General features: G+C 57.5%; 10 protein-coding genes and 2 tRNA genes. 3 read left to right on the top strand and 9 right to left on the bottom strand.

Annotated elements, in window-relative coordinates:
- The first annotated feature begins 36 nt into the window (after nt 1–36).
- Entirely contained in the window at nt 37–1,434 is a 1,398-nt protein-coding gene (locus tag RIB87_RS10170; RefSeq protein ID WP_350146182.1) for a sensor histidine kinase, read from the top strand.
- An 80-nt stretch (nt 1,435–1,514) separates the two neighbouring features.
- A complete protein-coding gene (locus RIB87_RS10165) occupies nt 1,515–3,173 on the top strand; it encodes a sulfatase (RefSeq protein ID WP_350146180.1) in 1,659 nt (552 codons plus the stop codon).
- A 22-nt stretch (nt 3,174–3,195) separates the two neighbouring features.
- On the opposite strand, the gene RIB87_RS10160 is transcribed toward RIB87_RS10165, so the two are convergent.
- From RIB87_RS10160 to RIB87_RS10145, 4 genes are all read right to left on the bottom strand, one after another.
- Complete coding sequence (locus RIB87_RS10160; RefSeq protein ID WP_350146178.1) at nt 3,196–4,020, bottom strand: SUMF1/EgtB/PvdO family nonheme iron enzyme; 825 nt, start codon at nt 4,018–4,020, stop codon at nt 3,196–3,198.
- 96 nt (nt 4,021–4,116) lie between these two features.
- Nucleotides 4,117–4,725 carry a TetR/AcrR family transcriptional regulator gene (locus RIB87_RS10155; protein ID WP_350146176.1) on the bottom strand — a complete coding sequence of 203 codons (609 nt, stop codon included), beginning with the start codon at nt 4,723–4,725 and terminating at the stop codon, nt 4,117–4,119.
- On the bottom strand, nt 4,722–6,032 hold the full coding sequence (locus RIB87_RS10150; RefSeq protein WP_350146174.1) for a DsbA family protein: 1,311 nt from the start codon (nt 6,030–6,032) through the stop codon (nt 4,722–4,724). The genes RIB87_RS10155 and RIB87_RS10150 overlap by 4 nt, the downstream gene beginning before the upstream one ends.
- A gap of 195 nt (nt 6,033–6,227) precedes the next feature.
- A tRNA-Pro gene (locus RIB87_RS10145) sits at nt 6,228–6,304 on the bottom strand.
- 227 nt (nt 6,305–6,531) lie between these two features.
- Between RIB87_RS10145 and RIB87_RS10140 the strand changes: the two genes are divergently transcribed.
- Nucleotides 6,532–6,606: transfer RNA gene (locus RIB87_RS10140), tRNA-Gln, on the top strand.
- Nucleotides 6,607–6,819: 213 nt separating this feature from the next.
- Here RIB87_RS10140 and RIB87_RS10135 read toward each other — a convergent pair.
- The 5 genes from RIB87_RS10135 to RIB87_RS10115 all read right to left on the bottom strand — a co-directional run bounded on the left by RIB87_RS10135 (nt 6,820) and on the right by RIB87_RS10115 (nt 13,447).
- Complete coding sequence (locus RIB87_RS10135) at nt 6,820–7,320, bottom strand: GNAT family N-acetyltransferase (RefSeq protein WP_350146172.1); 501 nt, start codon at nt 7,318–7,320, stop codon at nt 6,820–6,822.
- The gene (locus RIB87_RS10130; RefSeq protein ID WP_350146170.1) at nt 7,317–7,604 is read right to left on the bottom strand and encodes a type II toxin-antitoxin system TacA family antitoxin; all 288 of its coding nucleotides are present in this window, start codon (nt 7,602–7,604) and stop codon (nt 7,317–7,319) included. The genes RIB87_RS10135 and RIB87_RS10130 overlap by 4 nt, the downstream gene beginning before the upstream one ends.
- Before the next feature lie 336 nt (nt 7,605–7,940).
- Complete coding sequence (locus tag RIB87_RS10125) at nt 7,941–10,955, bottom strand: RelA/SpoT-related domain-containing protein (RefSeq protein ID WP_350146168.1); 3,015 nt, start codon at nt 10,953–10,955, stop codon at nt 7,941–7,943.
- Nucleotides 10,956–11,315: 360 nt separating this feature from the next.
- Nucleotides 11,316–12,914: a recombinase family protein gene (locus tag RIB87_RS10120; RefSeq protein ID WP_350146166.1), complete on the bottom strand. Its 1,599-nt coding sequence runs from the start codon at nt 12,912–12,914 to the stop codon at nt 11,316–11,318.
- Nucleotides 12,914–13,447 (bottom strand): DUF2924 domain-containing protein, encoded by a 534-nt coding sequence (locus RIB87_RS10115; RefSeq protein ID WP_350146164.1) that lies wholly within the window; start codon nt 13,445–13,447, stop codon nt 12,914–12,916. Before RIB87_RS10115 ends, RIB87_RS10120 begins: the two co-directional genes overlap by 1 nt.
- Between the last annotated feature and the right edge of the window lie 3 nt (nt 13,448–13,450).

Raw genomic sequence — 13,450 nt, 5'->3', positions numbered from 1 at the left:
AGACTGCGGGTTGGTCTGACGTCAGGGGATTCAGCAATGTTGCGGTATTGGCGCCGCCGGTCGTCACCGGCTATTGAGCGCCTCAAGCACGAACAGGGGCGCCAGGCGCTGCGCTATCTTTCGATTGGCGCAGGCAGTCTGTATGCGGCACTCACGGTGCTGCATCCTGTAATGCTGCCGTTTCCCGAGGCGGTTATTCTGGCGGTTGTCGCTGGCGTCTCTGCGGCTGCGTGTTTTGGTGTGCGCATTGGCCTGTCATGGGTAACTGTGACACCCGATATGACGCGGACGGTAGAGGCATCAATCGTGGTGGTCCTTGTAACCAACACGATGTTGCATAGCTACCTTTTGCCGGATGCAACACTGACCACCACAATGACGCTTGTTATAATTGCCGCCGGTTTGTGTTTGCATTCAACGGCATCAATGTTTGGCGCAATACTTCTGGGTGCTGCTGGTGTCAGCTACATGCTGCTGGTGCCCGGCACTTCACCAACGCAACTTGGCCACTATGCAACCCACTTCGTATTCGGCACACTGTTGGCATCGGTAATATTCATTGTACGGATGAACCAGATACGCCAGCGAGCGGCCGGTGAGTTGCGGCGTGCCAGGGCATTGGCACGTATGCAACGGCAGCAGGCATTGCTTAAAACCGCAAGCCAACGGGCTGAAAATGCTGCGGCGCAAGCAGATAGTGCCAATCGCGCCAAGAGCCAGTTTCTCGCCAATATGAGCCACGAACTGCGTACACCGCTCAATGCCATCATCGGGTTTTCCGAACTCATGGAGCATCGCCTGTTCGGTGAACTGGGAGACCCGCGGTATCATGAATACGCGCAACACATTCATTCAAGCGGTACGTTCCTTCTCAAGCTCGTGAATGACGTTTTGGATCTCTCAAAGATCGAAGCAGAGAAGTTCGAGTTGTTTGTCGAGCCGGTTTTGTTGTCTGACGCAGTAACAGAGTGCCGCACCATGATTGAAGCGCAGGCCGGCAAACGTGACGTTCGGTTTGACGTGGCGCCGCCGCCGGAAGGTGCCACAGTTGCAGCCGATGCGCGCGCGCTGCAACAGATATTGCTCAACCTCCTGTCAAATGCCGTCAAGTTCACTGAGCCAGGAGGCTCTGTCAGCCTTGGCGTTACGATCGCCCCCAATAGCTGGCGTATCGAGGTGACCGATACGGGTGTGGGTATCGCGGCAGACGAACTTCCCAAGGTGCTGGCCCCGTTTGGACAAGTGGCCAACGCGATGACACGCAAACAGGAAGGCACCGGCCTGGGTCTGCCACTCGCAAAGTCGCTGACCGAAATGATGGGGGGCACGTTTGCCATCACCAGCGCGCCGGGGCAGGGAACCAAAGTGTGCGTGGAGTTGCCTAAGGCCGCCGCGAACGCACAACCTGCTTTGCCGCGTATGCTCAGCGCTTGAACTGCGGTGCCTGCATCGGGCTTGACAATTACGGCCACTCCTAATGTATTGGCACAAATAATGCCAAAAGGGGCGGGTGAATGTTCAGGAAACTGGTTATTGGCAGTCTTGCCGCAGTCATTATTGCAGCGGGTGTCGCGTGGTATCTGCGCACCGATATTGTGTTGTTTTTAGCCTCGGCAACCGGTCGTGTGGACGTTGCGCCCACCCGGACAATCAACTGGCAAAAGCCTGACCCATGGTCTGCGGCACAAGGGCGGCAACAGCCACCAAACATTATTTTCATTCTGGCCGATGATCTGGGCATCAACGACATATCGACCTTTGGGGGCGGTATGGCTGATGGTGCGTTGCAGACCCCGAACATAGACAGGCTGGCAGCCGACGGCGCGAACTTCACACAAGCATATTCCGGCACAGCAAGTTGTGCGCCATCGCGCGCCATGATTATGACGGGACGTTACCCGACCCGTACAGGCTTTGAGTTTACCCCAACCCCCGACGGTATGGGACGCGTTGTATCAATGGTTTCGGCCGACATGGATTCAGGGCTTCCCGAAGTGCGGGTCAACAACGCGCGTGCCGAGACCGCGCCTGCCTATGAAGACCAGGGGCTCCCGACCTCAGAAGTCACCATCGCGGAAGTCTTGCAGGACGCCGGTTATCACACCGTACACATTGGCAAGTGGCACCTTGGCCGTGGTGAAGGCTTCAACCCGAACGATCAGGGCTTCGATGAAAGCCTGTTGATGGCAAGTGGTCTGTTTCTGCCTGAAGATGACCCAAACGTCATCAACGCGAAGCTCGACTTTGATCCTATTGATAAGTTCCTGTGGGCACGAATGCAGTTTGCCAACAGCTTCAACGGGGGAGAGTGGTTTGAACCCGGTGGATATCTGACTGACTATTGGACCGATGAAGCCGTCAAGGTCATCAGGGCAAACAAAGAAAACCCCTTCTTTCTTTATCTCGCGCACTGGGCTGTGCACACGCCGCTTCAGGCAACACGAGAAGACTATGAGGCGGTCGGTAACATCGAGCCGCATCGCGCGCGCGTGTATGCCGCAATGATGCGGGCGCTGGACCGCAGCGTCGGCGACATCATGAACGCTTTGGAAGAAGAGGGCATTGCCGACAACACTATCATTGTGTTTTCAAGCGACAACGGCGGCGCTGGGTATATCGGCCTTCCCGATGTCAACGCGCCTTACAGGGGCTGGAAGATCACGTTTTTTGAAGGCGGTATCAAAGTGCCGATGTTCATGAGTTGGCCCGGAAACATTATGCCAGGCACAAAGATTGATACGCCGGTCGCCCACATAGACCTGATGCCAACCCTTGCATCTGCTGCTGGCGCCCCATTGCCTGACGGAGTGGAGATTGATGGCATCGACCTCCTGCCGCTTGCCACGCGCGCAGTTGAAACCGTTCCGCGCGAGGCAATTTTCTGGCAAAGCGCCTTTTATCGTGTGGTGCGACACGGCGACTGGAAGCTTCAGGTCACCGAGCAGCCGAACAAGACGTGGCTGTTCAATCTTTCAGATGATCCAACCGAGCAGACAAACCTGTCGGAAGCCAACCCGCAGAAAGTTGCTGAACTCAGGGCATTGCTGGATGCACACACAGCCAGCGCGCGACCGCCGCTATACCCTCACACCATAGAGGCGCCTGTCGCGATAGATAAAACGCGCGCCGAAAGGGTGAGCTCTGATGACGAAATTATCTTCTGGCCAAACTAGGCAGGTGGGTTACAGCTCGGCATCACTGCCTCTCCAATATCGGCGTTTCGTTGTCACGTACGACGCGAAATCCGACATGGCTTGCTGAGAAATCCTTTTCCTGCGGCTGTCGCGCCGCCGGACGGAAGCGTCTGCAAAAATTGTCCGCGCACAAATAGGAGCCACCCTTGATCGTGTACGTATCATCTGTATACGGTGTATCCGTCAGTTCCCAGACATTACCGATCATATCAAAAAGGCCGGTTTCGGCGGCTTCAAAACATCCCACAGGTGATGTGGCGGAAAACCCATCCTCGGTTGCATCCGTGAAGGGAAAGAATCCCTGCCACGTATTGGCGCGCGGCGTGCCGTCTTTGCCATAGGCACCGGATGCAGGGTCCAGCGGGTCTGGCAGGCCGATAGAGGCGGCATATTCCCACTCAACCTCGGTTGGGAGGCGGGTGCCAGACCACCTTGCATAGGCGCGTGCGTCATTGATGGTGACGTGGGTAACCGGGTGCAGCTCCATCCCGACAATATCTGTGCCGGGCCCACCGGGCGTATGCCATGCAGCACCGGCAATAAGCTGCCACGGGTCCATGGAAATACCGTCGCGCTGCAAGCCAACAAAGACAGCGGAACCAGCACGTACTCCGACATCAGCGCCGCTACGCTCCGCATCCGTGATGTAGCCTGTTGCAGTCACAAATGCGGCAAATTGCGCATTCGTGACCTCGTGGACCTGCATTTGCAGGCCAACAACATGAAGGCGCAGCCCTGCAACCTCTTCAGGATAAACGGCATGTTCGCCTTTGATGAAAGATCCGGTCGGAATGCTTGCAAACGTTCCGACAAGGGAGGGCGGCAACCCGCACTGCGCTCCTGCTGACCGTGCGGGAGCATCGTCGGCCTCGCATCCAGCTACAACAAGTATTGCCGAAAGCAAGATCACAAAACGCATAGGCTAGGCACCAATCAGCTTGCGTGTCGTTTCGGCAATCACGTCACGCGATTGCCCGGCAGACAGACCCTGATCCTGTCGTAGGCTGCACCATGTATTGAAGCCGGTCAGCATCTCAAGCGTTGCAAGAAGTGTGGAGTCGGCCAAAACGCTTTCTGGCAAGATGGCCGTTAAACATGCACGCTCTATGGTTAATGACCGCTCGTAATCCTGCATCAGATATTCAGATTGAAAACGGCGCAGGTTGGCAGCCACCTTTACCGGAAGAATTGTCTCATAAATCTCGGCCCGGCGGTCTATCAGTTCAAAGAGCTGCCCCTGCCAGTCCGTTGACGTATAGGGTTCTGTGAGCACGGGAAGAATTTCCGCTTCCATCTGTGCCGCCATTTCCCGATACAGTCCGTCCACATCATCGAAATGCCTGAACACGGTACGGATGCCAACATTCGCCTTGGCTGCAAGCTGCGCAGCACTGGGGTTCATGTCGCCAGCGCGGATAACATCAAACAGTGCATCCACAATCTTTGCACGGCTGCGTTTGCTGCGTAGGTGGCGACCGTCAGCGACTGTGGCCTTGGCTGTTGTATCGGTTTTGGTACGTGTGTTTTTCATTGTGTGTGTTGTACGGGCTCCGCGGTGCGAAGTGCCTCCTCAATAACCCACAGCCTGTCCTGACCCCAGGTTGCAGTATCACCAACGCGAAAGCAGGGCACGCCCCACATGCCAAGCTCCATCATCTCAAGGCGGTTGGCTTCGGCCTCGTCGCGCCAGTCCTGCGTGTCCAAAAAATGCTGTGCGTCCTGCCAGCTCAGTCCGGCGCTTTCGACAGCAAACCGCAGGCCTTTGTTACTGCCCATATCACGGCCTTCGGCGAAGGCCCCCCGCATGAACGCAAGGGCGAACTCATATCCTCTGCCTTCACGAACAGCCCAGGGCAACAGCGAGTAGCCCCGTTCGACCGGACGCCCCACGGGGTCTGCCACCCGCCCAAAAGGCACGCTCAGGCGCCGCGCCTCACGCGCTACATCGGTTGCGATATACATCCTCTTTGTGCTGGGCACTGGCAAGCCACGCATGACCATTGGCAACACGAAACGCAGCTTGAGCTCGCAGCCATAAGCATCTGCCAGCGCCTTGACCCGCTCCGTTACGATGTATGTGTAGGGACTGCGAAACGACAGATAGAAGTGAAGCTCGCGCGCCGCCGCCTGCTGCTGAACGCTCGCATCCTTACCAGCCGTTGCCGGTTGCGCGTAAATCGGGACTGCGGGCGCGTCGTTCCGGCGCAGACCAAGGTCGGCAAGGCGGTATTCAAGGTGCTGTAGCCGATCAACCCCCCAATACCATTCGCCTGCATAGTGGAACGTTGCTCCAAGGTAATGCCCCGCCTTGCTTCTACGATTATCGCCAGCAGACAAGGCGCGCCTGACGTCGGCTTGGTCTGCACTTCCAGATGAAACCGATGTATCACCACGCCACAAGGCGCTGCTGATTGCGGGTGCATCTTCAATAAATGTGCCGTTGGCAAGTGCGTGGGCAAGCCGCGCCTGGGCATCAGAGCAGGCACCCGCATCGGGCTGTTGCCCCGGGTCGGTGTACGCCAGACCCGCCCTGCGGGCGAGGCGCGCCGCGTCAGTGCGCGAATACGTCACCAGCCGTTCGCGTTCGGGGGCTGCCCAGTCTTCAGGTGCCGAAACCAGATATGCCCGGAGTTCTATCCGGTAACGATCCATCAGGTTCGCAAGACACTGTACCGTGAGGTGAGAGTAGGGGTCATCAACCTGATGAAAATACTCAACGACGTGCGCATCTCCCTGCTTCACACGCCTGCGCTCTGCACGCCGCCGACGTGCCAGGAGCCGCGGCTCGCCGGTAAAATATGCAGATATGTTGGATGCTATCGCGCTCTTGAGTGACATGCCATGTGCCCGGATACTGCAGGACGAAAATTATGGCATGTTATGTGCCAATACGGCTATTTGTTCAAGTAACCCGAAGCCAAGGCGACAGCGATCTACGGAAACTGTTTTTGCGCTTGGTGGGAGTAACTGGCGTTTCCGGGGCCATATCCGGGGAGCAACTTCCAGGGTCTGTCGAGAAGCCGGAGATTTCAGTGGTCGGAGTGGCAGGATTTGAACCTGCGACCCCCTCGTCCCGAACGAGGTGCGCTACCGGGCTGCGCCACACTCCGATGTCACTGAAACACTTCGGGGAAGGCCTGATGGAGGGCCGCCCAGAAGGCGGGTTTATAGCGGTATGACGCCCAACGCTGCAAGCCCGCAGACACGTCGTTATCCCCCCGGCCACCCGATCACAGATCCCGGCACAATGACCAGCCGGTCAAAACCCCGCTCAGACATTGCGCACGCCCCCGCCCCCCATTATGGTCCCGCTCGCAAGCTCGTAATGAGCACATGCTGGGGCGTGGCCAAGTGGTAAGGCAGCGGTTTTTGGTATCGCCATTCGCAGGTTCGAATCCTGCCGCCCCAGCCACCCAGTCCGGTCTCTGCCGAAAAATCTCCGTATACAGAGAAAAAGGCGGAAAGCCCGGGGCTTGGCAGGGAGATCATCCGTATAGAGACTGAAATGGACTCGGGATCTCGCGTATTCTCGCTGCTGGTCTCCGGCGGCGACTTTCGGATATCCAAATTTGCATGTGGTAGCGCCCAGAGACCGCTTCGTAGTTTCGGGAGACTGGTTCATTGATTACCGAAGTAACGACTTCACGTCCTTGATCAGCAGAAACAGATGCATCGGATCGGTCGGAGAGGATGCAAAGTCGAAGTGCTCGTAGAAGGATCGCGCCTCATCGTCCTTTGCGTGGACAGCGAAGGCCCTTATGCCAGCGATGTCGGCCGCCTGAAGCGTGCGCAGGAGAGCGTCCTTGAGAAGGGCGGGGCCAACCCCTTTTCCCTGATGGCGCAGATCAATGGCCAGTCGCGCGAGGAGCATGATCGGAACCGGGTGGCGAGCAAGCCTTCTGGTCAGTCGTGCCGGCGCATCGACAGGTTCAACCGATCCGACCACAAGCGTGTAGTAGCCGACGACTTGGCCGACTTCCATCAGGACATAGGTCTGGGAAGCATTGGCCTGCTGGCTTTGGAGCGCATTGCGGATCAGGAATCGATTGAGCGGATCTTTGCCGCAGTCGAAACCGTCCACGGCGTGATCGCGCCGGAGCTTCTCGACCTCGAAAGGCGAGGTCATTCCGAACGGGTTTCGATCGCACTCGGTTCGGCAAGCAGCCGCTTCAGGCGGGGCATGGGCCGGACGGGGGCATCCAGCGCCTTCTGAAACGCATCCCAGCTGGCGGCGTCCAAGGAGAAGTGCTGCCGGTCAGGCAGGGTCTCGGCTGCTCTCGCGAGAGCGCTATCCAGAACAAATTCGCTGACAGACCTGTTTTGGGCGGTAGCGGCGGTCACAAGCGTCTGCTTTGCCTCGGCGGTCAGCCGAAGATCGAGCTTTTCGGATCTTGTTGTTGCCTTGGCCATATCAGCGACTCCTGGACGAGATGGAGGCACCATACCGGTCACGTCATGACAATGTCAAGACATATGGTGCTGGCTGGCCAAGCGGCCTGGAACGCGGCACAGGCCATTTCCGGGGAGGGGCGTAGAAATCTGTGAACCCGCCAAGGTCGCCCACGAGACCGGTTCGAGATTCGACATCCGATGGTCCGGATCCTCCTAGCCCCTTCAAGGAGTTTATCGAACGGATGCTTGGAAGAACACGCGGCATGTAAATTTGAACATGGATGAAGTACGCAATTTGCGTGTTTTCTTCGGGTCCAACTTTTTGGTTCCGTCATCATCCTTGCACGCTTCGTCTTATTTTTTTTCGCTACCATCAAGTGGCTCGCCAAAGTCGAGTTTTCGCATAGCTACGTCTTCCTGGGCGCGCCGGGTTTCAGCGGCTACAGCACGTTCTAGGGAGTGGATTTCCTTTTCGGCGAACGCTCTGACACGCCCGGATGAATCATCGAGCCATGGTCTGATCGAATCCGCTTTCGCCTGATAATTTTGTGCCGCACCGAACTCTCCGGTCATCACACCGGTTTCGTGAAAAACCTGAGAAACCGTGTCTTCAATATCATCGGTTGCCACGTCAGAGGCGAGAATGGCACGCAGGGTAGGTAGCAGTGCTTCGTGTCCTTCGAACCCCTCAAGGAGAGATGCGATAAAGGAGAGCTCGTCCCTGTCCGCCCCGCCAATCCGCGCATTGAGCGCCTCTGGCAACGGCGACTGAAAATGCGGATAGATGCGGCTCAGAAAATGCGACAAATGCCACCGTGCGTTGACGTTGTCTGTATGAATCCAGAGGCGCAGTGCATCTACCAATTCATCTGGATGCGGCTGAAACACCTCGTTGACCTCGTGAAAGGAGAAGGGAATAGCATCGAAGAGTTCGCGCCCTTCTTCCTCTACACTGGCGATCCGCCGGCCAAAAAATTCCAGAACAGCAATGTGGTCCTGACGGGCGAGGGCGTGGAGAATAGCTTCAGCGTGGTAGTCGATCGTCGGCGCAGATTCCATTGCTTTGAGCACGGCCGTGCGCTGCTCGGCGCCTAGATCTGCAAAGAGAGAGCCTTTTCGAGCCAGGAACCATGTGTGATCGATCCAGATATGATTCCGTGCTGCATGAAGCATGTTGAGGCACGGGAAAAAAATTTCATCTCTCCAAAACGCCTTATCGTCGCTGAAGCGGCGGGTCGCAGCTTCCAACAACATGACGCAGGCTTGTTCGTCTTTCTTGTCTATTGAGATGTCGGCAACGCGCAACAGAAACTCGCGATCAACCGTCTTTGCGAACTTTGCAGTCGATGCGATTTCAGGCAGATAGTTGCCATCTTCCGCCCAGTTAAGCAGCGCAGCCTTAGCGTCCTCTCCTGCGTCGGTGTCAAAGAGTGCGATCGCAATCTGGTTGACGGTCCAGCGTGGGAGTAAGTCTCGGTCGGTTAGCAGCCTAATTCCGAGAGTAGGATGGCGTGTCGCGAGCTGCTGAAGAAAACGAGCCAAAGGCGGAAAGGTTGCGCCATCATTCGACTTGACCGCTGCGGCGCGCTCTAGCCGATGTTGCCAAGTCTCCCATGTCTCCTCAGATATGTTGTCGAGCAGCTTGTCCTGAAGCTCGTCTCGAATGCGCTGTTCTTCATTGAGTTCGACGCGATCCTCCTCCCACATATGAGGAAAGACAGACCGGAAGCCGACGAGCGTTTTGAAGATCACAAACTCCTTGTCTTCGTTGAGCGCATCGCGCAGTGCGATAATGGTGTCGATCAGTTGCGCCTGCGCTCTGGCGATCTTTTTATCGCTTTTGAGCTGCTCCGGCAGCGAGCAGTATTGCCGCCACAACCAAAGTATGCGTTCTTCATAGTCCTGCCGAATATCCATGGGCTTTGCCGAAAGGATCGGCTGAAGCTTGCGCAGCATGTAGGCGCAATCTTCGAGTATCATCGCCATCACATCATGGCTGTAGATCGTCTGGCGCGGCGCTGAGCCAGCGAGAAACAGATTCGAGATTGCGAGGCTTTGATCGTCTTCCGACGGCGCCACGGCCACAAGATGAACAAGTGTATCGATCGCTTCGCGACGAGCAGCCGCAAGCGCGTCGCTGTAGATGACGGCGCCAGTGTGTAATGTGACAGAATCAGAACTGGATGACGTACCGGTAATGTCCGGCTTTAGTATTTCGCCGCAAACGGTGACCGCGATCGGCGCCATATGGCCAAGGCGCGCTTCCGCCTTGAGCAACGCGGCGAGGCGTGTCTGTACCACCGGCCCGAACTCTTGCCAGACTTGCAACGTGTGCGCCGACAGTCTTTCGGCTAGATTTATCAGATGCTTGTGCGAGGCTGGATCGTTTGATTGCAGGAACAGGTCGCGGATGACCGCATAAGTTGCCTCCGGATCGATGTAACGATACCGCTCAAAAATGTCAGCAATGACATCGGCAACATCAGCCGGCTCTGCACCGGGAAAGTTTCCAAATGGGGTCTCGCGAGATTTGGTCGCGGCGCCTTGAGCTGCCAGCCATGCTTGTTTCAGTTTTTCCCTGATATCGGGATATTCTGTCTGCAGATCGTCATAATAAGGCAGCACGTCGTCGCGCAGTCGTTCGACTGCATCTTTGCGCTCATTGTTGTTTTGCGCGTCTAAGATCGCGTCCACGGCACCGCGGTCGAACAGCTCCATGCCGTCCATCAGACGTTGAACGTCGCTTGCGACTTTCTGGAAGATATAGCCTGCCGGCAGAAGGTGATTGTGCATTACCTCGCCGAGCCGACGCTCGATCATCGCCGATTCGCGATCGCCGAACCCCTTAATCTCCGGCCGCTTGTAGATAATGTCGTGAGCCATTTCCGCCCAAGCGTGATTGAGCGTCGTCTGAACCTGGACTTCGCACCAAAGGCCCTTAAAGCGATTATATTCGACTAGCGCAGTGCGGTCGGCTCTTAGCTGGACAACATAGTTGTAAGACTGAAAGAGCTTTTCGGCGTCCTGGATGCCGGGTCCAGGCTGATGAAATTTCGAGCGATCCCAGTTTATTTCAAAGAGCTCCCTCAAGAGACCTGAAGTTGCGAACCGATTTACGTCGTTGTTGGTGTAGAAGACGATGCGGCACCCGGCGAGATCTTTGCGAAAGTCCTCAATCGCGTCGGTGGCTAGCGCGTCATGTTGTTCCAGCCTTACCCTTAGAGATGCGATGTTTTTCGCCCTGTGCTGGATTTGCTGAAGGCGGTAGCCCGGCTCTTTTTCCAAGGCGCGCTTCAGCAAGTCGGCGACGACCTCGCAAAACTCAGCGTACAGCGCTTGGCCGCCGTGTTCGTATTCCTGAAGGTTCATCGAGCAACTCCACTTGCCAAGACCTGAGTGCTAGCGCGCCGATTGTATTTGCATCCGAAGGCGCGCGATTTGCCGTGTGAAGTACCGTTCGCGGAAACATCGTGACCTGCCGATATTCTGATACGATCGGGCCTCTTCAAAGGCTTTTGAAATGCGGGCCATTGTTCTGGATAGTCCATCAAGCAGGTCTCTGTTAACTGCCCGACGGGATGGTCAAGCGATGCCGCCAACCAGCCGACAAGAAGCAGGCTCCTCTGTTGAGCGCTTGGGTTTGGTCAGCGAGGCGTTAGGGCTTCCAAAATCCGTAGCGAGTACGCGTAGAGAATTTGAGGCGTATTTAGATAAAATCAATTGTATGAATTAGTAGGTGGCTGGCCAAGAATCGGGAACTATTTTAGCCATCTTGATTATAGAGATTTCGTGATTTCGGTCGCCGGCTATAATGCCATCCAGGTGTCCAGGGGAAACAAACGCCAACGGCACCAGCAGCCGAATATGCCGCTCGACCTTGCCTTCCCGTTCCGCGATCTCAGCGAAAGAGCCGACGCGACCGTTGGCCAGGTCGTCTACCCAGGCCCGCGCCTTGGCGATGGCGGTAAGCAGTGCATCTCGCGATGCGGGCGTCATGGGCTCATGCCCTGAAGGCGCTCGTGAAATTCCCTTCTCCGATCGGAATGCCGGCCGGACCCAGGGCACCACAATCTCCTCGACCGCTTCGCCCGAGCCGTCCTCGTTTGAAGAGTCGCGTTCGTGCTCGCGCACTGTGTCTGGACCTGGCTCGGACACAAACGCGATCACGACCTCTGCGTCTCCAACAGCCACACGCCTGAGGTGACGCCGGACCACCTCGCGATCATCCAGGTCTTCGCCTGCAGCCCACTCATCTGATAGCCGCTCTCTGATCGCCGCCACGACGAGCGCCTCGGCCTCCGGCGCGGGCACACGCAACGGTGGACATTGGGCGCCGGCCGATCGCTGCAGCGATGCGTGCGAGACGTAGTACCGATACCGGACGCCCTTCTTGGACGTGTGCGACGGCGTCATACGGTTCCCGTCGGCATCAAAAATGCGCCCGGTGAGGAGAGCAGGCGATGCTCTCAACCTGTGCTGACGCTCGACAGCGTGGTCGGCGAGCTTCTTCTGAACGGCGTCGAACATCTCGCGGTCCACGATGGGCTCATGATCGCCGGGAAAGATTTCGCCGCGATAAACCACCTCGCCGATATAGAAGCGGTTCTGCAGGAGGTGGGCGAGGGCACCGACACCGAACGGGCCGCCGCCAACCGTCCGCCCCGTGGAGAGTCTTCGTTTCTTGGTGTGGATGCCGAGCTTATCCAGGCGTCCTGCGAGGTCGCGGACAGACTTGGCCTCCAGGTACAGTCGGTAGATGGTCCTGACGGCTTCCGCCTCGTCCGGCACCACGTGGAGTTTCTTGTTGATACTTTGGTAGCCGAGCGGCACCGGTCCGCCGACCCACAGACCCTTGCGCTTGGAGGCGGCGATCTTGTCCCGGACACGCTCGCCGATAACTTCCCTCTCGAACTGGGCAAACGAAAGCAGGACGTTGAGCGTGAGGCGCCCCATGCTGCTCGTCGTGTTGAAGGATTGGGTAACAGATACGAACGAGACCTCGTGGGCATCGAACAGCTCCACGAGCTTGGCAAAATCCGTCAGCGAGCGGGTCAATCGATCGACCTTGTAGACGACCACCACATCGATCTTGCCGGCCTCGATGTCCTGCAGGAGCGCCTGCAGGGCAGGGCGCTCGAGGGAGGCGCCCGACAAACCGCCGTCATCGTAGTGTTGCGGGATCAAGCGCCAGCCCTCGTGTGCCTGGCTCTTGATGTAGGCCTCGCAGGCCTCCCGCTGGGCGTCGAGGGAGTTGAATTCGAGATCGAGATTATGCTCGGTCGATTTTCGGGTGTAGATCGCGCACCGCAGCTGTTTCGTGGCGGGCATCACAGTTGCCCCGGTCGTCCGGCATCGCCCTTGCCCTTGGCGCTGCTGCTTCGACTTGGCGCTGATGAGGGCTTTGGATCGGTCTGGCGAAGCCCGAAGAAGCGGGGGCCATTCCAGTTGGTCCCTGTGATCTCTTTCGCGATCGTGGTGAGGCTGCGATAGACATTGCCCTCCCACATGAAGCCGTCCGGGACGACCGTCACGATGTGCCGCTTGCCCTGGTACTCGCGGACAAGTTCGGTGCCGGCCTTGAGGCGTCTTAACCGGTCACTCTCGTTGGGTTTGCCCCTGGCGTAGCTGTCGAGGAGCTTCAGCGTTGCCTTGTCGTGGCCACCGAAGATCCTTGCCTGCATCTCCCAGATGAGCATGCGGGCGAGAAGGTCCTTCGTGAGGGCCTTCGGGACGGGCTTTTTGAACGTGGCCCGCCACTCGGTCCGCAGTGCTTCTTTGTCCAGGGCGCGGATGCGCGCGATCTCGGCTTCAACGTCGTCGGCCGGGAGCTTTCGGGAGGTACGGCTTGTGCGAGAGTCCATCGC

Origin of the sequence: Pyruvatibacter sp., assembly GCF_040219635.1 — a bacterium.
In the GTDB taxonomy this organism is placed as follows: Bacteria; Pseudomonadota; Alphaproteobacteria; order CGMCC-115125; family CGMCC-115125; genus Pyruvatibacter.
Note: the sequence above shows the minus strand (reverse complement) of the source record. Positions and strands in the feature narration are given on the sequence as shown.

Coding starts and splice junctions, on each gene's coding strand:
- RIB87_RS10170 (WP_350146182.1), top strand. CDS start 37: ATGTTGCGGTATTGGCGCCGCCGGTCGTCACCGGCTATTGAGCGCCTC.
- RIB87_RS10120 (WP_350146166.1), bottom strand. CDS start 12,914: ATGCCCGCCACGAAACAGCTGCGGTGCGCGATCTACACCCGAAAATCG.
- RIB87_RS10125 (WP_350146168.1), bottom strand. CDS start 10,955: ATGAACCTTCAGGAATACGAACACGGCGGCCAAGCGCTGTACGCTGAG.
- RIB87_RS10165 (WP_350146180.1), top strand. CDS start 1,515: ATGTTCAGGAAACTGGTTATTGGCAGTCTTGCCGCAGTCATTATTGCA.
- RIB87_RS10130 (WP_350146170.1), bottom strand. CDS start 7,604: ATGGCCAAGGCAACAACAAGATCCGAAAAGCTCGATCTTCGGCTGACC.
- RIB87_RS10150 (WP_350146174.1), bottom strand. CDS start 6,032: ATGTCACTCAAGAGCGCGATAGCATCCAACATATCTGCATATTTTACC.
- RIB87_RS10115 (WP_350146164.1), bottom strand. CDS start 13,447: ATGGACTCTCGCACAAGCCGTACCTCCCGAAAGCTCCCGGCCGACGAC.
- RIB87_RS10135 (WP_350146172.1), bottom strand. CDS start 7,320: ATGACCTCGCCTTTCGAGGTCGAGAAGCTCCGGCGCGATCACGCCGTG.
- RIB87_RS10155 (WP_350146176.1), bottom strand. CDS start 4,725: ATGAAAAACACACGTACCAAAACCGATACAACAGCCAAGGCCACAGTC.